This is a genomic window from Novosphingobium bradum (assembly GCF_042646485.1).
Classification (GTDB): Bacteria; Pseudomonadota; Alphaproteobacteria; order Sphingomonadales; family Sphingomonadaceae; genus Novosphingobium; species Novosphingobium bradum.
On record NZ_JBHRTQ010000010.1, the window covers coordinates 168,300 to 188,555 of the forward strand.

Consider the following 20,256-nt stretch of genomic DNA (forward strand, 5'->3'; position numbering starts at 1 on the left):
TTGGTGCTTTGGGACAATTTTGATGATTAGCGAGAATGTGATCTGGCCGAATCGGGCTGTAGCCTTCCTGTTTGGCTGGGAATGGACGGGCATCGTCCTCTTTCTTGCCATCCTGGTCTGGGCAGGGGCCATCATCTGGCGGATCAACCGCAAGCACCGCCAACCATTCCAGCGGGCCCTATTGGTCCGTCTTGAGGCTACGCAGATCATTGCAGACCAACAGAACGAGGGGGACGCCCAGCAAACATTTGCCGACCGTTTCCATGACATCAACGCGGCAATGATGACCGATGGCCAGGAGAGCGCCGAATTGCGCCACGCCTGGACGCAGTTCCAGGAGACCATCATCGACCCGAGCCGGACGCCCCTGGAGGCGACTGCGCGGCCCGACGGCTATTTCCTGCACCTGGGTGACGACAGCCGCGTCCTGGCCTGGTGGGCCAACATCTTCGTCGCGGTTGGCCTGACGGCGACTTTCCTTGGCATCATCGCGGCGCTCGCCACCGCGGTCGGTGCGGTTGGCGGCGGAACGACCGAGCAGATGCAGAAGGGCCTGATGGGCCTGCTGACCATGACCGCGACCAAGTTCTGGACCTCCATCGGCGGCGTTGGCGCATCAATCCTGCTGCGCTGGGTCGACCGCAACTGGCATTCGGAAACCGAACAGCAGCTCGAACGGCTGTGCGAGCGGCTCGAATACGGCACGCTGTTTTCGCCGCCCCAACGGCTCGCCGCCCGCCAGCTACGCGAGTTGGAGCAGCAGAGCATCGCGCTGACCGAATTTAGTCACCAGCTTGCCGCTTCCATCGGCGATGCGCTGGGCCAGCACATGCAGCCCGTGGTCGCGGGCCTTTCGGGCATTCAGTCCTCGCTCAACGAGTTCAAGGACGGCAGCTTCGACCAGATCGGCAAGGGTCTTGGCGACGCGATCAGCAAGAGCACTGGGATCGAAATGCAGGCGCTGGCTAGCGCCCTGACCGACATGACTGCAAGGCTTCAGGGCGTTAACGAGAATCTGGAGGGCACCAGCGGGAAGGCCAGCGAACAGATTGCCACCGCCGCGCGGGAGTTTTCGGCGGCCTCGGAGGCCATGACCGAGGCATTCTCGACACTGAACGGCAATATCGGCACGATGGCCGACCGCCTTGGCCAGCAAGCCGCGGAGGCCGACGAACGAGCCACGAACCGGGTGCGCGAGGAGCAGGATTCCTACAAGGCGATTGCCGAAGAACAGCGCAGCGCTGGCCAGGCTGCGGGAGCGGCTCTTCGCCAGGCATCCGAAACCGCAACGGGCGCAATGCTGGCCGCCGTCAGGGATGCCATCGGCAGCGCCATGGGGGACAGCACGGAAGCGATCCGTACCGCTCTGGAAGGTTTCGCCGGGGCAACCTCCGGCATCCAGTCGGCGTTCGACCAGATGCAGGCACAAGTGGCCGAACTGGGCAAGCAATTGAGTGGAAGCGCGTCGGACGCCGCCAATCGCAATGCCGAGGTCCTCGAAGCGGCGGGCCGCGCGCTGGAAGCCGCGACCACGCGGGCCCAGGCGGGCATGGGCAAGGCGCTCGACGAGTCCATCGCACGCTCCGGCGAGGAAGCGAGCAGGGCTATCTCGGCGGCTTTCGCGGCATTTGGCCAACGCTTTACCGAGGCTAGTGACGGCCTGGTGCAGACGCTCGTCACCACCGCCGGACGGATGGAAGGCGTGGCCCAGGCGATCGAGCGTTCGACCACTTCGGCCGATGCCCACGCAGGCAAGCTGGCGACCGCCGGGAAGGAGGCGGAGGCCGTCGGCCTCATGCTGGGCCGCGCGGCAAACGACGTTTCTGGCGCGGCCGGGCCGATCCGCGAGGCAGTCGCCGCGATCCGCGAGTCTGTCGGCCAATCGGGCGAACTCCTGCGCCGGGCGGAGGAGAGCGGCCTGCGCCAGAACGAAGCCCTAGCCTCCGCCGCCGGAACGCTGGAAACAATGGGCGTCGCCGCGACCGCAGCCTGGGAGAACTACCGTACCCGTTTCGCCGAAGTGGACAAGGCGCTGGCCGAGGCGCTCGACAAGATCCGGGGGGCATCGGCCGAACATGCCACCGCGCTCAACACCGAGGTTGGCCGCATCGACAAGGCCTTGGCCGAAGCAGTGGAACGCCTGGCCCCCGCGCTCGACGTGCTCAAGGACCTGGCGGACGCGATGGAAGACCAACGCCGCAAGTTCGAGCCGGCGGAGTAAGCCATGCCAGCGACCAGGCGCGGCCGACACGCTGCGGAAGAGGAAAGCTATTTCATCTCGATGGCCGACATGATGGTCGGCCTCGTCTTCGTGTTCATCATCCTGCTCATCTACTTCGCGCTGCAATACCAGCAGAAGAGCAAGGCCCTATCTGACGCCGGCGAAACCCGGGCGCAGATGCTCATGGACATCAGGGACGAGATCAAACGACGAAACCCGCGCCTGCAGGTGACCATAGACACCCAGACCGGAGTCCTGCGGCTTCCGGCCGAAATCCTGTTCGCAAAATCGGATTTCGAACTTTCCCCGCTCGGCAAGGGTTCGGTGGTCACGGTGGCGCAGGCGCTGGCGAGCGTCCTGCCCTGCTATACCTATCCCCCACGACACGCCCACTGCCGACCAACGTCACACGGCCTCGACGCCATCTTCATCGAAGGGCACACGGACAGCGACCCGCTACAGGGAAATGGCATCATTCGAGGCAATCTAGAATTGTCTGCATTGCGTGCCACGAATACCTACCGGGCGATGAGCGAGAACGTCGATGGTTTGGCCGGCTTGCGAAACCGTGAAGGTCGCCCGGTCCTGTCGGTGAGCGGTTACGGGGAATACAGGCCTATCGACACTGGACAGGACGAGATCGCGAAAAGCCGCAATCGCCGGATCGACCTGCGCTTCCTGATGGAAACCCCGAAGGACGACAGTCTGGCCAACATGCTGGTGAAACAGCCATGAGCGAACTGCGGTCAAGCGCCGAGCGTATCGCGCAGATGGGCCGGTTTCCAATTAGGGCTCCTGAGCGCCTACTCGCCTGCGAGAAAGTCGCAAAGGCCCTGGCAGACCGGCCAACAGGGAGCATCGGGGACAAGGAGCCCTGGGACGACTTTCTCAAGCGGATTGAGGTGATCTGATTTGATGGCCTTCGATCTGCGCACTTTGTCGCGGCGCGACCTGCGCCGCCTCGCCGGGGAACTGTGGGCCGATCCCCGATGCGACGGGATTGCCCCGGCCGTGGTGGAGGCTGCGGTCGCAGCCGGGGCTTCAAGCCTCGACCGGACATTGGTCACCGCCTACCTGCGGCACTTTCCACGAGGACACTGTGCCTTCGACTTCCTCAGGGGGGCGGCGGCGCATGTGGCGGAACGGCGTGACTGGCCGTGGCGCCAACGCGGCCAGGACTGGTGTCTCTGGGACCCGGAGGCAGGCCCGGACAGCGTTGCTCGCGCCCTATTGACCGGGCCTGACAGCGCGCCAGTTCTGCGCGATGCGGGCCTCGAAGCGGATCTTGCGCAAGGGGCGTTTACAGCGGCTGCGCTCGACATGGCCTGCCTGCGAGCAGGCGAGGCGCAGGACAAGTCAGCCCGCCAAATGGGGGAAAAGCTGATCGATCTGGTCAACACGGCACCGGTCAGTCCGCGGGCAGGCATGTTGGTCCACGGACTGCTGCAACCCTGGCTTCAGCAGAGCCCCCCGGATGACTACAAGGATCGCCTGTCGGCCTTCCTGCTCACGCGCTATGGCCATCCCAAGCTCCAGTCAGGGCAATGGCAGGCGATTGAGGCGGAAATGCCCGGGCAGGGGGCGACCCGCTTAGTGGGATTGCTTACGGGTTGGCTGATCCGGCGCGCCGTCCGGCAGTTCTTTGCAGTCGTCGGTGCGACAACCAACGACCCCCAGCAGTGGGCGGCCCGCGAGGCATTCTGGAAATCTTACCTGGACGACGACGCAATTGACGATGCGTGGTTTGCATTCGGCCGGCAGGCCGAACTTGCTGCTCGCGGCATGGTCGAAAACGGCAGCTATGGCCAGATCACCGGCAGCGGCGCTGATCCCAGCCACAGCGCCCTCATCCTGTCCATCGGCGATGTCCGGATTGCCGAATGGAGCCACAACGGTTCTTGCCGCTTCTGGAACCGTGAAGACCGGCAGGCACCCGATCCCTACAACAAGCAATACTTCGGCCTGCCGCTCCGCGCCATGAACGGCGGGCGCGGCTACGAAGATGGATTTGCCGCGATCCCGCACCAGTCGGGATGGGAACGCAAATTCGCCAGCTTCATTCACCGCCATTCCGGCCGGCGGCATCCTCTCTATGGCGAAGGGCTCTGGACCCGGAGTTGGTACTGATGGCCGAGCCCCGCACCGTCTTTCGTGCCGTTGGCAACCGTGTGCAACTTCACCGCGAGACGCCCGCGCGCCTTCCCTTCGGCAAGGCGGCGCAAGAGGTCGTTCCGGTCGAGGATTGGATCACGGCAAGGGCGGAGGGCTCCGGCGCCGCCCTGGCGCGAATGTGGGAGGCGCTTGGCGACGGTAGTACCGCCCGCGATGGCGCGCCGCTGGTGCAGGCTGCCGCCGACGCTGTCGAACTGCACCCCGACTTCGTCGCACGGTTGACCGACAGCGAAGCGCAAAGCCTCGGTCTGCCTCTCGCGACCCAGCTTGCGCTCAACCTCCGGTCGCAGGGCCTGATCCATCGCGACGGGTTCCGCATCGATACGCATTGGACCCGGACCGGCGGTGTCGTCGTGCGCGCCGATGCGCGCAACGGGCGACTCCACCACAACGGCAAGGAATGGCGCATACCGGAGGCCATCCACTCTGCGCTCTCCTGCGTCGATGCCGTGAATGCCGCCAGCAATGAAGCGGCCCGGCAAGCAGCACTCGCCGCGCTCAAGGCCACCATTGGCGATGAGGCTGGCTCCCACATCCGACCCGACGGGGTGATCGAACGGCTTCGACTTGCCTACGCCTCTGGCCTTTCGTTGTCGCTGCGGGCCTCGGCGGAGGGGTTCGACTTCGATCCGGTGCTGTTCTCGCGCGAACGACTGTGCGCGTCGGACGACGGCTCGATTCTGGACGAGGAGGCCGACAGCCTCCTGCCACCCGCGCTGGCCGAGGGTTTCGTCCGCCGTTTCCGCGCGGGCGATGGCACCCGGCGGGCCTACCTGCTTGGCGACGGCTCGCTGTTGTTCATCGACCCCCAGCTCTCGCGCGTCCTTGGCACGGTCCGCCGCGCGCAAGCCGGAACACCCGAGCAGCGTCGCGCCTTCGCCGCCGCGCCCGAGCGCCATATTGCCGAGGCCTTGCGCGAGGCGGGCGAGGACCCGGCCGATTGCAGCCAGTTGTTCGTCGAGACGCAACAGTTCTCCGAACGGGTCGCGGGCATCGATGTCTGGCGCAAGCCGGTCCTGCCCTGGATCAAGCCGAAACCGAACTCATGGCTGCCCGAAGCCTTCGGCATCCGCATCGGCGAACCGCCCGAAGCGCGGACGTTGGAAATTCCGCCCGAACGTCTTGCCGAGGCGACGGATTCCGCGCGTTTGGCCGTGCGCGAAGAACGCGCGACCTTTCGTTTCGACGGCGAGGACTTTCCCGCGACCCAGTCTGCCATCACCGCGCTGGAGCAACTGGGCGAATTGGTCGAACATGCCCGCCTGGCACCAGCGGAGCCCGGGAATGTCGCGCCGGAAGGCATCCGGGAACGCTATTTCCTGCAAGTCCGCGACAACCTGGAGGACGTGGCCTTCGCACCGCTCGGACCTGCGGCCCCCGCTGGTGACGAGCCGCCGCCCGAATTGCCGGCGACCTTGCGAAGCCCGCCCAAGCCGCACCAGGTCGATGGTTTCCACTGGCTTGTCTCGTGTTGGCGCGCTGGCCTCCCCGGCGCCCTACTGGCCGACGACATGGGCCTTGGGAAAACATACCAGGCACTTGCCCTTCTAGCGTGGCTGCGCGCGCAGGAACCGCATCCGCGCCCGGTTCTGATCGTTGCGCCCTCGGGCTTGCTGGCCAACTGGCGGGCCGAGATTGCGCGGCACCTCGAACCGGATGCGCTCGGCCGGGTGGTCAGCGCCTATGGCACCGAACTGTCACGTCTGCGCCAAGGCTCAGGCCGCTACATCGACAGCGGTGCATCGGCCATCGATCCCGCCGCGTGGAGCCAGGCTGGCCTGGTGCTGACCACCTACGAGACGATGCGTGACTATCACCTGAGCTTCGCCCGTCAGCCATTTGCGGCGATTCTCTATGATGAGGCGCAGAAGCTCAAGAACCCGGCCAGCCAACTGACGCGCGCCGCCAAGACCCTGAACGCCCGCTTCCAGCTCGCCATGACGGGCACCCCGGTGGAGAACCGGCTGCAGGACTTGTGGTCGATCTACGATGTCGTCCACCCGGGGCTGCTGGGATCAAGCAAGGCATTCGAACAGAACTGGCCTGCACAGACTGAAAAGCTGAAAAGCCTGCACGACTTCCTGACCCGGCCAGGCGAAGGGCGCCCGCCGGTGCTCTTGCGGCGCCTCAAGGACGAATGCCTCGACAGCCTGCCGGCCAAGCGCATCGTCGCGATGCCAGTGCCGATGCCGGCCGCGCAGGCGCGGGCCTATGAGAACGTCATCGCCCGGGCGCTGGCAGTCAAGGGAACCGGCGAGCGCGGCCGGATGCTCGAGGTGCTGCACCTCCTGCGCGGTGTCTCGCTGCATCCGCGTCGACCCGACGATGACGGCGGCGATGACGGCTACTTTCGCGATTCTGCCCGCCTCGCGGCCCTGTTCGACATCCTGCGCCGCGTCGCCGATGCCGGCGAAAAGGCATTGGTATTCTGCGAAAGCCTCGCCATGCAGGCGCTGCTCGCAGCTGAACTGCGCCGCCATTTCGCTCTCGGCCACCCGGTCCTGCGGATCCATGGCGGTATCACCGGCGATGCCCGCCAGGCTGCGGTCGAGACATTCCAGTCGCGCCCGGCCGGTTTCGACGTCATGATCCTCTCGCCCAAGGCCGGCGGCGTCGGCCTGACACTGACAGCCGCGAACCACGTTATCCACCTGTCGCGCTGGTGGAATCCGGCGGTGGAAGACCAGGCGACCGACCGCGCCTATCGTATCGGCCAAACCCGTGATGTCACGGTTTACCTGCCGCAGTCCGTCCATCCCGACCCTGCCATCGGCCCGACCAGCTTCGACATCAAACTGCATGAGCTCATGGAGCGCAAGCGCGCGCTCGGTCGCGGCTTGTTGGCACCGGGCGACGACGAAGGGGATACCGACACCCTGTTTGACCTTGTCGTCAGCGAGGTACCCGAACGCGATCCGCCAGCTCCGGCACCCGCTCCGACACCGCCTGTCGCACCGACCGAAACGCCCGTGCCCAGCTTGCGCGGCCGGCTGACCCTGCGCCGTCGCGAGACACCACGCCCCGCTGCAACGCCCATCGACAGCCCGCCTGTGCCGTCACCCTGGCCGCGCCGCCTTGTCTATGAGGAAGGTGGCCTGAGGGATCGCGCGATCTTCACCGGTCCGATCGCCACAGACCCGATCCGCGAGTTGGTGTTGGTCGATCCCTATGCGGGCGCCGGCGAACGAGCCCGGCGGCACACTGCGGACTTCGCGCGGATGCTGCTGGGCGATGGTACTGGCGTCGAGCCGGTGACGCTCGTCACTTTCGACGCCGACAGTGTCGACGTCCGCGATCCGGAATCAAGCGAACATCAGCACGCCCACATGCACGAATGCTGGAAGCGCGCTTTCGGCAATGGTGTTGGCCTCCAATACATACAGCTATCCAGGCGGGGAAATCGCGCGCTCCACGATCGCGAAGTGCGTGCGACGACCCGATCCGGCCGGCGCCTGATCTGGGATCTCGGTCACGGGATCGAGGGAGTGATGACTGCCCGCTTTCGCTGCGTGGTCGTGCTGACCGAAGAGTGATCAGGCGTTGAGCACCGCGTCGAGGAATTCCTCCTCTTCGCGGGTCAGAGTCACAACCTTGTTGAGCGAGTGACGGTACAGCTTGGCAGCAAAGGTGCTTTCCGGCCCCGGCCCATCAGTATGGCGGAACGGGGCAAGGTCCGCCTTACCGAAGCCGGAAAAATCAGTGACCACCGGTTCTATCGTGGACGTCCAATCCCTTCGAACTCGATGGGCAGAAACGCAGTAGCCATATCCACCAAGTCCCGTTCCCTTCTGGGTCTCGGACCACCATAAAAATACTTTCTCGCCCGGTTGCGGGCTCACGCTGCCGTAGGCCGGCGCAGTCAAGGCCAGCCAGTCGCCAGTGAAACTCTTCGGCGCCACTTTGTACAGGATCGTCATGCGCACTCCCATGTATGACAGACATCGACCGTGAGTAATTTCTACAACTTCCCCACCACCTTCGCCGCTGCGTTCGCCTCAACGCTCAGCGCTTGCGCATACCTTGCGGGCTGGGCCGGGCTTTTCCAGCGCAGTGCCTGCATGATGCCGGCAAGGTCCTGGCCGGCGGCGAACAGGTCCTGGGTGAGGCCGACGCGGGTAGAGTGGGCGGTGAGGCTCTGGCGCCAGTGGTCGTAATCGGCCTCGGCGATTTCGCCGAGGAGGCCGGCGTCACGGGCGGTGTCGAGCAGGCTTCTATATATAAGGGTTACCGACTGCGGCGTGAGGGCGGCTCCGGGGGTCCATACGTCCGGCCCGTCCTTGGCGCGGGCGCGGTGAAGGCGGCGGAACACCGGGCCCTCCGGCGCGGCGGCTGAAGCCTCGCGCCAGGCGACGACGGCCGCCATGGTACGAGGCGAAAGGTAGGCGTAGGCGCCGGCGCCTTCCTGGTCGGACTTGGAGCGGGGAACGAACAGGCGGCCGGCTCCGGCATTGCCTTTTTCCACGTGGGCCCAGCGGGTGGCGACCACTTCGGAGCGCCTGAGGCCAGTGTCGAAGGCGAGGCTGAGCAAGGCCTTATCGCGCAGGCCTTGCAAAGTGGCGGGCGCGGCGGCGAGCATGGCTTCGACGCAGACGCCCATCGGCCCGGCGGCGGCAAGGGCCTGCGCGGCGAGCGGATCGGCCACGTCGCCGCGAAAGCGCAGGCCGCGAGCCTGGCGCTGGCGCACGCCGAGGGCGCGGCGCTGGGCTTTCAGTTCGAGGCGAACGAGTTCGGTGCGGGTCGGATCCGGTTGATCGGCGAGCGAATGGGCCCGCGCGATTGAGCTGGTATAGCGCGCCAGCGTGGCCGCCTTCTTGCCACTTTGCGCCTGCTCGCGCAGGAACCGGGCGACGGTTGGCGGCGCGGCGGGCAGCGTAGTGAGGCCTGCGACGGCCGCCCAGCGCGAGAATACCCCAAGATCGGCCTTGAGCGCGCGCCAGGTGTTCTCGCTCATCGCCCGGCGGGCGGCGTCGAGCAGCTCGGCCCGGATGGCCGGGGTTGCGGACGGGCAGAGATCGATCAGGCCGTTCATGGCCCCGGGTTGTTGCTCTGCAAGGACCCGACGTCAAGCGCACTAGCGATAGCGGGCATTATCGATAGTACGTTTAAGGCCGTGGGGGCCAACTGGCCAGTTCGATAGCACTGCCCAATGTCGCGCTGCCATAGGGCAGCAGGACATTGGGTGTGCCAGTTTCTGCTAGCAGTGCGGGCCGCGCTCCGCGTTGAGGCGGGCGAGTTCGGCCGCGAGATATTCGATCTTCGCGGTCGCGGCGGCGAGCTGCACCGCCGTTTCCCGATGACGGTCCTTTTCAGCGGAGAGCTGCGTGGCAAACTCGTGCGCCAAGGCGAGGGGGGAACCCGACGCCGGATGGATGGATGGATGGATGGGAGTCCGGCAGCTGCAGGGGCGCCGCACGCTTGTTACGGGCGCGAGACGCGCGTGCCATCGCGGCGGCCTCCGCAGCGGGCACATCGATGTGCACGACGTCCTGAGGGTGGCTCCCCCGCACGATCTTCCACCGTCCGGCGGCCGCTTCACGCTTGGCCCTCATCCGGGCAGCATCAGGGGTAACGCCAAGTAGCTCGCCGAGTTCGCGATAGGTAAAGCGCTGGAAGTCACTGGTCATTGGCCACTCCTTGGCATGTCCGCGAATACCCCCTCCCAACGGGGCAGGGGGCTGCGGTATAGGGGAAACAGAAATTCGGCGAGCCTACTGAGCCGAATGCGGCGTCGTGACGACGTAGGCGGTCACGGGCCAGCCAGCCCGCGTGGGCCAGAACTGCTTGGGCGCCTTGTCGATCAATCCGAGACGCCGCAGGCCGGTGAGGCGGCTATGCACCGACCCGACACTGATCTCGAGCGCCTGGGCGAGGCCGTAAGCGGATACACCCTGCTCGCCCGCGGCCCGCAACAGATCGTAGACTTCGCGTTCGCCGTCGAAGAGGCGGAGCGGGGCGCACTGGCCGCGTCCACAACCGTAGTTCGCGTCGGCCTCGCCACGCGGGTCCTCGACCGGAGGAAGGGCCGCAGAGGCCAGAATCCGCTTCGCGAGCACATGCCCACCGACCACGAGCGCGCCGACCAACACCATCCGTTTGAGCATCAGGAAAACCCTCTTCTAGAAAAAGACTGAGAAACAGCGGTCTCGGCAGGAGAATGTCACGACCCAGCCGCGGCAAGAGCGGGCGGGTTTGGTCCCTTCGAGATGGGCGCGAATGGCGGAGGTCATGGGCAAGCTCCCGTGGATGGAGAGCCCTGACTAACGGGGTGGACGCGGGAAAATTTACGCTGCGGGATTTTCCGGATTCTATCGCATCGGGCCGGGGGTCAGCTCCTGCGGGTTGCTACGTCAACTTTGCACGCCTGAGATGGCAGCTGCAGGCTGAAACCCAGAAAATCCCGCCACATCCGCGGACCCGTGAGGATTTTCGTAATCCCGAGCTGGGATGGATGCTCGCCCCCGGTGTCGTGTCGTCCAGGCAATTTCCGATACTGCGACCAGATTAGTCGCAGCAAACGACTATCGCTTCGCTGATTTCGAAAGGATTCGTCCCCCTTGCGCCACTACCACGACCGCCTGCTCCATTCCCCCACCGACCTCGTCCGCTTCCTCGGTTGCGCCCATGCGGTGGCGCTCGATCTGCGCAAGCTGGCCGATCCCGCCTCGCTGCCCGACAAGGTCGAGAACGACGCCATGGGCGAGCTGGTCAGCCAGGCGGGTCTGCGGCACGAGGACGATTATAGGGCGCGCCTGGCGGGTGAGGGCGGGCTGGTGGAGATTCCGGCCACCGGGCTGTCGGTCCGCCAGCGGGCCGAGCGCACGGCGGGCGCGATGAGCGAAGGCGCGGCGGCGATCTTCCAGGCGACCTTCCTTGATGAACCCTGGCACGGCTTTGCCGATTTCCTGCGGCGGGTGGAGGAACCTTCGGCGCTCGGCGCCTGGTCCTACGAGCCGGTCGACACCAAGCTCGCCCGGTCAGTGAAGCCGGCCTACCTCGTCCAGCTCGGGCTCTATGCCCAGATGATCGGCAAGGTGCAGGGCGTGGTCCCGCGCCGGGTCCATGTCGCGCTCGGCAGCGGGGTGGAGGAGACCTTCCGCCTGGTCGATTTCACCCGCACCCTCGCGGCGGCGCAGCGGCGCTACCTGGGGTTCATCGACGCCGGCGCACCCGCCTCGCGCCCCGAGCCCTGCGCCGCCTGCGACCTGTGCGGATGGCGCGACCATTGCGCGGACCAATGGGAGGCGGAGGACCACCTGAGCCGCGTCGCCGGGCTTTCGCGCCCGCAAGTGCAGAAGCTGGAGGCGGCAGGGATCGCCACGCTGGCGGCGTTGGCCGAGGCGCCGGAAGACACCCGCGTGCCGCGCCTCGCCCCCGCGACCTTCGCCAGGCTGCGCGCGCAGGCCCGGCTCCAGCAGGCGCGCATGGCGGGCGGCGATCCGGTCGTGCAGGTCCTCCCGGCCGAGCCCGGGCGCGGCTTCGCCCTGCTGCCGCCACCCGATCCGGCGGACCTGTTCTTCGACCTCGAAGGCGATCCGCTGACCGAGGGCGGGCTGGATTACCTGTGGGGCGTCCACCTGCGCGATGGCAGCGGCAAGCCCCGCTTCGTCCACCGTTGGGGCCACGACAGCGCCGCCGAACGCGCGGCCTTCGAGGCCACGGTGGACTGGATGGGCGAGCATCTCGCCGCCCACCCGGCCGCGCACATCTATCACTACGCGCCCTACGAGGTGACCGCGCTGCGCCGCCTCTCCACGCTCCACGCAAGCCGCGAGGAAGCGGTCGACCGGCTGCTGCGCGAGCGTCGCCTGGTCGACCTCTACGCCGTGCTGCGCCAAGCGATCCGCACCTCCGAGCCGAACCTCTCGCTCAAGACCATGGAGGTATTCTTCGCGAAGAAGCGCGAGGGCGCGGTGACCAATGCCGGCGATTCCATCGTCGAATACAAGTCGTGGCAGGACAGCGGCGAGCAGAAGATCCTCGACGACATCCTCGCATACAACCGGATCGACTGCGAGAACACCGAGGCCCTGCGCGACTGGCTGGTCTCGCTGCGCGAGGACGGCATGGCCTGGCGCGAGGTTGGCCCCGGGCGCGATCAGCCGGCGGAACTCACCGACGAGCGCCTCGCCGCCGAAGCCGACGAAAATGCCCTGATCGCGGCGGTGAACGGCGGCAGCGTTCCCGCGAGCCCCCGGGCGCGCGAGCTGGCCGGTCACCTCGTCCGCTTTCACGCCCGCGCCGGCAAGCCCGCGCGCTGGGCGGTGTTCGACCGCTGCGAGCGCGAGGCCGACGAGCTGGCCGGGGACGGCGAGTGCATCGGCGACATCAAACCCGACCGCGATGCCGAGGGCGAGTGGCAGGAGCCGGTCAAGCGCAGCGTCGCCGCGCGCTACCGTTTCGAGCCGCAGGACACCAAGCTGCGCCTGGGCTCGCAGGTGCTCCACGCCCCCTCGCTGATGCGGATGGGCGAGATCATCGCGCTCGACGAGGATCGCGGCACGGTCACGGTCAAGCGCATGCTCAAGGGCGACGAGGCCTTCCCAGAAATCGGCTCGCTGATCCCCAGCTGGCCGATCGACGACAAGGTGCTGGTCGGCGCGGTGCGGCGGGTGGTGCGCGCCTGGGCGGCGAGCCCGGCGGGCGCGGAGCCGCCCTATCGCGCGCTGGCAGATTTCCTCGAACGCGCCGCGCCCCGCCTCGCCGTGTGGTCCAGCGGACCGCTGGTCGGCGCGGGCGAGAGCCTGGTGGCGGCGGCCACCGCGCGCTGCCTCGCGCTCGCCCACTCCTCGCTGTTCCTGCAAGGCCCGCCTGGCACCGGCAAGACCCACACCAGCGCCCACGTCATCGTCGCCCTGCTTGCGGCGGGCAAGCGCGTGGGCGTCTCCAGCAACAGCCACAAGGCGATCAACAACCTGCTGCGCAAGGTGGAGCAAGTGGCCGGGGCCGAGGGCGTGGGCCTGCGCGGGGTCAAGAAGGCCAGCGCGGGCGATCCCGACAGCTTCCTGAACGGCGACACGATCCGCGACGTCACCGCTCCCGACGATGCCACCGCGCCCCACCTCAACCTGATCGGCGGCACGGCCTGGCTCTTCGCCCGCGACGATCTCGACCAGGCGCTCGACTACCTGTTCATCGACGAGGCCGGCCAGGTCTCGCTCGGCAACCTGCTGGCGATGGGGTCGGCGGCCAAGAACCTCGTGCTGGTCGGCGACCAGATGCAGCTCGGCCAGCCCATCCAGGGCGCCCACCCCGGCGAAAGCGGCCTTTCCGCGCTCGACTATCTGCTGGAAGGCGAGGCCACCGTCGCCCCGGATCGCGGCGTGCTGCTCGACACGAGCTGGCGGATGCACCCGGCGATCTGCCACTTCATTTCCGAAGCGGTCTACGACGGCCGGCTGAAAGCCCATCCCGACTGCGCCCGCCAGCGCCTCCACCTCGCCCCCGGCCACGACCCGGCGCTCGCCAGCCACGGTCTGCGCTTCGTCGCCATGGACCACGCCGGCTGCGCCCAGCGCTCCGAAGCCGAAGTGGCGCGGGTGCGCCAGCTGGCCCACGGCCTGATCGCCACCCCCTTCACCGACCGCGCCGGCAAGCCGGGCAAGATCGCCTGGGACAACGTGCTCATCGTCGCCCCGTTCAACATGCAGGTCAACGCGCTGAAAGCCGCCCTCCCCGCCGCCGCCCGCGTCGGCACGGTCGACAAGTTCCAGGGCCAGGAAGCCGAAGTGGTGATCGTCTCGATGACCACCTCCACCCCCGACGACCTGCCGCGGCATGTCGACTTCTTCTATTCGAAGAACCGCCTCAACGTGGCGATCAGCCGGGCACGGACCCTGGCGCTGGTGCTGGCGAACCCGAAGCTGTTGGAACTGGACGCGAAGTCTGTAGATCACTTGAGGCTGGTCAATACCCTCGCATGGGTGGCCGAGGAGGGGATGAAGTGAGGGAAGCGGAATTCAAGGAATGGCTGGAGGCGAACGGGGCCAACACCGACACAGGGCGGAATACCCGTACTCATGCCGTGCGGACGATAGAGAAACAAATGGGGCAGCTCGGTTCCGCGCATGCCGACCTCGAAGCCGCATGGGCCGATGATCAGTTTCGCCAATTGCGAGATCGCATCAAGAGCATACGCCAGGACGCGCAGGCCGGCGGCCAGGATTTCCGCATCCTCATGCCGAGCTCCGAAAATCCGCTCAACCGGCTGTCGAGTTGGAACAGCTGGCTGGGGCAGTATGGGCGGTTTCTAGCCGGCAAGGATCCGGGAACCAAAGACGCCGACCGCATCCGCCAGTACGTCTTGGAAACCTACATTGAGCCGGCGCGGCAAGAAGAGCGGCCGACCACGGAGGTACTCGTTAGCGACGTCAATCGGGCACTTGGCCTCAACCAGGCGTGGCCGAACATCTGTCAGTCGCTGAAGGGCGAACAGTTCCTCGAAATGGCCGATGTCCCCCCTCCCGAGCAGATCGGGGCCGACGCCAGCTCGGCGACGCGGTTTCGGTTTGACCTGGTGAATGCCATCTCCCTCCCTGCGCTCGAGAAGCTGCGCCAACGGTTCCTGACCGCCTGTCCCGACTTCGTCTCGTTCACGCAGCCCGGCGGGTTTTCCGCCGAGGAAGACACCTACAAGCGGGCGCTCATCGCCCGCACCGCCGAGCTGGTCGCCACGGCGGACAGGGCCGCGCCGGAACAGCTGGGCCAAGCCCTGCTCGATCTGCTCTCCGGCGAGGGCGGTCTGGGGAGCAATCTGCTGGGCTGGCGCATGGCCGATGGCCTGCGCGCGGTGCGCCAGCGGCACCCCGGCGCTATGGAGCAGATCGCTGGCCAGCTGGCCTTGGCACCCGACCCGGTTGGCGATGTCGATGCCTTCGTGCGCGATGCGTGGCCACTGCTCTCCGAAGGGCAGAAGTCCATGCCCTATGGCGACAGCCGCACGATCCCTTCGATGCTGGCCGCGCTCGTCGCGCCCGAGCGGACGATGGGCATCCGCACCGAGCCCACGGTTACCGTGGCCGCGGAACTGGTCGGCCGGCGGCTTCTCGCGAATGCCCCGCTCACCGCCGCCGAGCTGCGGGCAGTCAATGCGCTTGCCCGCGAAATTTTCGCCGTGATGCGCGACCAATGGGGATGGAACCCGCGCGACCTCTGGGACGTGCAGGGCTTCATCTGGGTGATCGGGCACAACAACGAGGCGATCCTGGCTCGGTTCGACAAGCACCCCCCCTTCGCCGAAGCCCGCAAGGCGTGGACATCGCAGGAAACCCTGACCTTTTGCGCCGTCGCCCGGGCGGTCAACGAGGCCGGGCTGGATTGGTGGCATGTCGGCAACAAACCGTGGCATCTTAGCTTCGGCCGCAAGTCGCCCGACAGCGGCAAGGCGGAGGGCACGCTTGGCTGGCTCAAAAACACCCCCGCCCGGATCGCTTTCAACCGCAGGCCCAAGGCGCTTGACCTTGCCATCGATGACGGCCTGCCTCTGGCCAAGTCCACGGGCCAGCGTATTGGCGAGGTCATGCAGGACCGCCACGCGGACATCGCACAGTGGCTGCCCCCCTCGCCCGCCCGACCGGGCCTCTGGCCCGACCAGTTCGACATTGATCCTGACCAGGCACCACCCGACAAGGACGACCCCGTGACGAATCCTGCGCCTGCCTACCCCACCAACCTGATCCTCTACGGCCCCCCCGGAACCGGCAAGACCTATGCCACCGCGCTCGAGGCCGTGGCGCTGTGCGACGGGCTGACGCGCGATCAGGCGCGCGAGAAGTATCCCGACCAATCCGATGCCGGTCGCGAAGCGCTGATGGAGCGGTACCGGGAATTGCAGGATCCCCGCGACCACCGAATCGAATTCGTCACCTTCCACCAGTCCTATTCGTACGAGGACTTCGTGGAGGGCTTGCGCCCGACCACCAAGGGTACGGACGAAGAAGGATTGGCCGAGTCTGCGCCGGGGCTGCGCCTGACCGTTCACGACGGGGTGTTCAAGGTCCACTCCGACCGCGCCCGTAGAGCCGGCACGCAAAGCGCGGGCGAGCAGCGCCTCGACAGGTCGCGCGCCGTGTTCAAAATCGCCCTGGGACGGCGCGGCGAGGAGGAAGACCGCATCGCAGCCGGCCTTCGCGACGGCATCATACATCTGGGATGGGGCGGGGACATCGATTGGGCGGATGAGCGTTTCGACAGCTTCCAGGCAATCTACGAGGAGTGGCGTCGGCTGAAGGATCCGCAGGCGAGCGGCAAGGACGCCAACATCGAAATGATCTACACCTTCCGCGCATCGATGCAGCCTGGAGACTATGTTGTCCTCTCAGACGGGCGGGACCGCTTCCGTGCCATCGGCAAGATCGTGAGCGGCTATTTCTATGATCATTCGGCCCCCTACCATCCCCATCGCCGGAGGGTCGACTGGGTGTGGGTTGATCCCGCGGGGCAAGAGCGCGACATCTTCTATCCCAACTTCTTCCGCCGTCATTCCACTTACCGTCTGGACCAAAGCCTTGTTGATTGGGACGCTCTCGACGGTCTGATCTACGGCGCCCAGACCGAGGCGAGAGGTCCTGGCCGCCCACACGTCCTTGTCATCGACGAGATCAACCGCGCCAACATCTCCAAGGTGTTCGGCGAACTGATCACCCTGATCGAGCCGGACAAGCGCCTCGGGCAGACCAACGCGCTCACCGTCACCCTGCCCTATTCGCAGAAAAAGTTCGGCGTCCCCGCCAACCTCCACATTGTCGGCACGATGAACACCGCCGACCGCTCGATTGCCTTGCTCGACACTGCGCTTCGCCGCCGATTCGACTTCCGCGAGATCGCACCTGATCCGGAGCTCCTCAAGACCGACGTCGATGGCGTGAACCTGCGCCAGGTGCTGGCCACGATCAACCGGCGCGTCGAATACCTGGTCGACCGTGAGCACCGCATCGGCCACGCCTTCTTCATCTCGTGCGACACGCGCGCGAAGATCGATGCGGCCATGCGCAACAAGGTGATCCCGCTGCTGCAGGAATACTTTTTCGAGGACTGGAGCCGGGTCCACGCGGTGCTCGGCGACGGGTTCATCGGCCAGACGGTGCTGCAACCCCCGCCGGGGATCACCGGCAGTCCGGTGCCGAGCTGGTTCGTGCGCAAGGACTTCGCCGAGAACGCCTATGCCGCACTCTGTGGCGGTGCGGCCGATCCGCTCGTGGTGTCCGAGCTGGACCAGCCCATGCCCGAGAGCGATCCGGCTTGACCCACCTCGCCGTCAGCGAATGGGGCCGGGTGCCCATCGGCACTGCGGCGGATGCCTTCACTCCCGCCCAGGCCGCGGCGCTGATCGCCGCCGCCCAGGCCCATCCGCTCGGCGGGGAGGAGGGGATCGGGATCGTCTCGCACCGTCTCACCCACCTGCGCGCCGCGCAGATGGTCGGCGTGCTGGCGGCCGAGGGGAGCAGCCTCGAAATTCTGCCCAAGGTCGATCCCGATGCGCCCGAACCGGCCACGGAGCCCGAACGCAAGGAAGCGGCGCGCACGGTGCGCAACCGCCTCGTCCACATGATCGCGCTGGCCATCGGTCTCGACCTCGGCGCGGGCGAGACGGCGACCATGGCCCGGCAGGACGCCAGCCTGCTCGACATCCTGATCCGCCTCTTTGCCGACCGGCTGCTCGCCGAGACCCGCCGCGGCCTGCCCCGCGCCTACCTCGCCCACGAGGAAGACCTCCCCGCCCTGCGCGGCCGCCTCGACGTCGTGCGCCAGTTCACCGTCCACGCCGTCCGGCCCGACCGGCTCGCCTGCCGCTACGATGCGCTCTCCAGCGACATCCCGCTGCTCCAGGCGATGAAGGCCTGCGTCGTGTTCCTGGGGAGCCATGCGCGGGTGCCCGAAACCCGCCGCCGGCTCGACGAACTGCGCTTCGTCCTCGCCGACATCGCCGACGTGGCCCCGCGCGACATCCCCTGGCAGCGCATCGAGATCGACCGCACCCGCCGCCGCTGGGAGGCGCTGCTGGAGCTGGCCAAGCTGTTCCTTGGCCGCCAATGGCAGGCCACCCACCACGACGACGCGCGGGGCGCCGGCCTGAGCCTGCTGTTCCCGATGAACGACCTGTTCGAGCGCTACGTCGCCGCCCTTCTCCCGCGCGCCCTGGCCGGGACCGGCTGCACAACGGATGCGCAGGGCGGCCACAAGTTCTGCCTAACCGATGAGGGCCCACCGGCCCGCCAACTGTTCCAGACTCGCCCCGACCTGATCGTGCGCGATGCCGCGGGCGATGCGGCCATGGTGATCGACACCAAATGGAAGCGCCTCCATCCGACGGTCGACGACGCCAAGCAGGGCGTCTCGCAGGGCGACGTCTACCAGCTGATGGCCTACGGCCGACTTTACGAATGCCCCGATCTGGTCCTGCTCTACCCGCACCACGCCGGCCTCGGCGCCGACCGGTTCGAGCGCGCCTTCCTGATCCGCCCTTGTCACAGCCAGCGACTGCGGTTTGCGTCGGTGGATGTGAGTTTGAATGAGCAGGACGTGGTGCAACAATTGCACCACCTCATCATGTCCTCTCTGCCGCACAGAGCCCGCGCCGGCTGACCTGACCCGGAAAATCCCGAGCCATGCCCACCGCCCGGGAGCCTGAAGATACCCCGTTCTCGTCACCCAACCCGACGAGGACGGAACCATGCAGAATTCCTTCGCCCACTGGCAGCCTCTCTATGCCGAGGCCGGCATCGCCCTGCTCCCGGCTATCGAAAAGCGGCCGGTCGTAAAGAATGCGGGCAACTTCACTCCTAAGGCGTCCTCCAAGTTGATCGCACGGCACGGAAATTCCGAGCGGATGGGGTTCTGGTGTGGGCGCGGATCATCGATCACGGTGATCGACATCGACAGCACGGAGCCGGAGTTGCTCGAAATGGTGCTTAGTCGCTTTGGAGTGTCTCCGATCATCGCAAGGTCCCCGAGCGGCGGGCACCACGTGTGGTACCGTCACAGGGGCGAAAAGCGGCAGACCCGCTTTGAGGGGCTGCCTCTTGACGTTCTTGGGAACGGCTTTGTGGTGGCGCCGCCGTCCCGGACCGAACGCGGTGTCTACACTTTTCTCGAGGGGGACCTTTCTGCCGTAAACGATCTGCCGGTGATCGCCGAAAAGGCATGGAGGAACTCCTCGGCCGGCGATACCTTGCGCCCGCGGCGGGCGGGCGCAGCACTGCTGGTGCCGCCCGCCGCCAGCCTCGAGCGGGTAGCTGAAGGTAACCGCAACGTAGCCCTGCTCTCCTTCTGCCTGTCCGAGGCGCCTACGTGCAGGGACCTGAGCGAACTTGGCGCCCGAGCTGCTGCCTACAACCGCAGTACCCTGCTGCCGCCGCTGTCCGATGCAGAGGTTTCCAAGACCGTCGCCAGCGCGTGGCGGTACCAGTCGGAGGGGCGCAACTGGGTAGGCAAGGGACAATTTGCTCCGATTCCGCACTCGGCCATTGACGGACTGCTGCATGACTCGCCTGACGCGCTTCTGTTGCTGATCCGCTTGGTTCGCGAGCATTACGGTTTGCGGAATACCTTCTTCGTCGCGAACGCGATGGCTGCCACGATGTCGGACCGGCCGTGGAGCGTGAAGCGCCTCGCCCGCGCACGCAACGCGTTGCTCGCGACCGGCCGGTTGATTCGTGACGGATGGCGCGGTCGTGTGCCGACCTATCGGTTCGGGCCGGCTACCCCCCACACCCCGGCAACCCCAAGTGTTATTAGTATTGGTGGTCACAGCGACCACCCGACGCCCTTCTGAAGCCGGGCACGCTCTCGCCGGCTGCGCCCGTTTCTGTCGCATCACCGCTGCATCATCTGCCGGCCACATAGCAGGAGATTCGCTATGCCATCCA

The 20,256-nt window shown here is 66.7% G+C and carries 12 protein-coding genes; 8 read left to right on the forward strand and 4 right to left on the reverse strand.

The window, feature by feature from the left end; translation table 11 throughout:
- Positions 1 to 22 precede the first annotated feature (22 nt).
- The 4 genes from ACFOD9_RS12125 (at position 23) to ACFOD9_RS12140 (ending at position 7,926) form a co-directional block, all read left to right on the forward strand.
- Positions 23 to 2,221: a hypothetical protein gene (locus tag ACFOD9_RS12125; protein WP_379510374.1), complete on the forward strand. Its 2,199-nt coding sequence runs from the start codon at positions 23 to 25 to the stop codon at positions 2,219 to 2,221.
- A gap of 3 nt (positions 2,222 to 2,224) precedes the next feature.
- Positions 2,225 to 2,956: an OmpA/MotB family protein gene (locus ACFOD9_RS12130; protein WP_379510375.1), complete on the forward strand. Its 732-nt coding sequence runs from the start codon at positions 2,225 to 2,227 to the stop codon at positions 2,954 to 2,956.
- A 180-nt stretch (positions 2,957 to 3,136) separates the two neighbouring features.
- On the forward strand, positions 3,137 to 4,348 hold the full coding sequence (locus ACFOD9_RS12135) for an EH signature domain-containing protein (protein WP_379510376.1): 1,212 nt from the start codon (positions 3,137 to 3,139) through the stop codon (positions 4,346 to 4,348).
- The gene (locus tag ACFOD9_RS12140; RefSeq protein WP_379510377.1) at positions 4,348 to 7,926 is read left to right on the forward strand and encodes a DEAD/DEAH box helicase; all 3,579 of its coding nucleotides are present in this window, start codon (positions 4,348 to 4,350) and stop codon (positions 7,924 to 7,926) included. Before ACFOD9_RS12135 ends, ACFOD9_RS12140 begins: the two co-directional genes overlap by 1 nt.
- Here ACFOD9_RS12140 and ACFOD9_RS12145 read toward each other — a convergent pair whose 3' ends face one another.
- The 4 genes from ACFOD9_RS12145 to ACFOD9_RS12160 all read right to left on the reverse strand — a co-directional run bounded on the left by ACFOD9_RS12145 (position 7,927) and on the right by ACFOD9_RS12160 (position 10,494).
- On the reverse strand, positions 7,927 to 8,310 hold the full coding sequence (locus ACFOD9_RS12145) for a hypothetical protein (protein ID WP_379510378.1): 384 nt from the start codon (positions 8,308 to 8,310) through the stop codon (positions 7,927 to 7,929).
- 41 nt (positions 8,311 to 8,351) lie between these two features.
- Positions 8,352 to 9,422, reverse strand: coding sequence for a tyrosine-type recombinase/integrase (locus tag ACFOD9_RS12150; RefSeq protein WP_379510379.1), 1,071 nt, complete (start codon positions 9,420 to 9,422; stop codon positions 8,352 to 8,354).
- Positions 9,423 to 9,587: 165 nt separating this feature from the next.
- Entirely contained in the window at positions 9,588 to 9,734 is a 147-nt protein-coding gene (locus ACFOD9_RS12155; RefSeq protein WP_379510380.1) for a hypothetical protein, read from the reverse strand.
- 367 nt (positions 9,735 to 10,101) lie between these two features.
- Positions 10,102 to 10,494: a hypothetical protein gene (locus ACFOD9_RS12160; RefSeq protein WP_379510381.1), complete on the reverse strand. Its 393-nt coding sequence runs from the start codon at positions 10,492 to 10,494 to the stop codon at positions 10,102 to 10,104.
- 453 nt (positions 10,495 to 10,947) lie between these two features.
- On the opposite strand from ACFOD9_RS12160, the gene ACFOD9_RS12165 reads away from it, so the two are divergent.
- From ACFOD9_RS12165 to ACFOD9_RS12180, 4 genes are all read left to right on the forward strand, one after another.
- The gene (locus ACFOD9_RS12165; RefSeq protein ID WP_379510382.1) at positions 10,948 to 14,337 is read left to right on the forward strand and encodes a TM0106 family RecB-like putative nuclease; all 3,390 of its coding nucleotides are present in this window, start codon (positions 10,948 to 10,950) and stop codon (positions 14,335 to 14,337) included.
- Positions 14,334 to 17,633, forward strand: a complete 3,300-nt coding sequence (locus ACFOD9_RS12170; RefSeq protein WP_379510383.1) for an AAA family ATPase — start codon at positions 14,334 to 14,336, stop codon at positions 17,631 to 17,633. Before ACFOD9_RS12165 ends, ACFOD9_RS12170 begins: the two co-directional genes overlap by 4 nt.
- Entirely contained in the window at positions 17,630 to 18,973 is a 1,344-nt protein-coding gene (locus ACFOD9_RS12175) for an McrC family protein (RefSeq protein WP_379510384.1), read from the forward strand. Before ACFOD9_RS12170 ends, ACFOD9_RS12175 begins: the two co-directional genes overlap by 4 nt.
- A gap of 88 nt (positions 18,974 to 19,061) precedes the next feature.
- Complete coding sequence (locus tag ACFOD9_RS12180; protein WP_379510385.1) at positions 19,062 to 20,162, forward strand: bifunctional DNA primase/polymerase; 1,101 nt, start codon at positions 19,062 to 19,064, stop codon at positions 20,160 to 20,162.
- The last annotated feature ends 94 nt before the right edge of the window (positions 20,163 to 20,256 follow it).

Excerpts from the sequence above, each read along its gene's own strand:
- ACFOD9_RS12125 (WP_379510374.1), top strand. The coding sequence starts at position 23 with ATGATTAGCGAGAATGTGATCTGGCCGAATCGGGCTGTAGCCTTCCTG.
- ACFOD9_RS12130 (WP_379510375.1), top strand. The coding sequence starts at position 2,225 with ATGCCAGCGACCAGGCGCGGCCGACACGCTGCGGAAGAGGAAAGCTAT.
- ACFOD9_RS12135 (WP_379510376.1), top strand. The coding sequence starts at position 3,137 with ATGGCCTTCGATCTGCGCACTTTGTCGCGGCGCGACCTGCGCCGCCTC.
- ACFOD9_RS12140 (WP_379510377.1), top strand. The coding sequence starts at position 4,348 with ATGGCCGAGCCCCGCACCGTCTTTCGTGCCGTTGGCAACCGTGTGCAA.
- ACFOD9_RS12145 (WP_379510378.1), bottom strand. The coding sequence starts at position 8,310 with ATGACGATCCTGTACAAAGTGGCGCCGAAGAGTTTCACTGGCGACTGG.
- ACFOD9_RS12150 (WP_379510379.1), bottom strand. The coding sequence starts at position 9,422 with ATGAACGGCCTGATCGATCTCTGCCCGTCCGCAACCCCGGCCATCCGG.
- ACFOD9_RS12160 (WP_379510381.1), bottom strand. The coding sequence starts at position 10,494 with ATGCTCAAACGGATGGTGTTGGTCGGCGCGCTCGTGGTCGGTGGGCAT.
- ACFOD9_RS12180 (WP_379510385.1), top strand. The coding sequence starts at position 19,062 with ATGCAGAATTCCTTCGCCCACTGGCAGCCTCTCTATGCCGAGGCCGGC.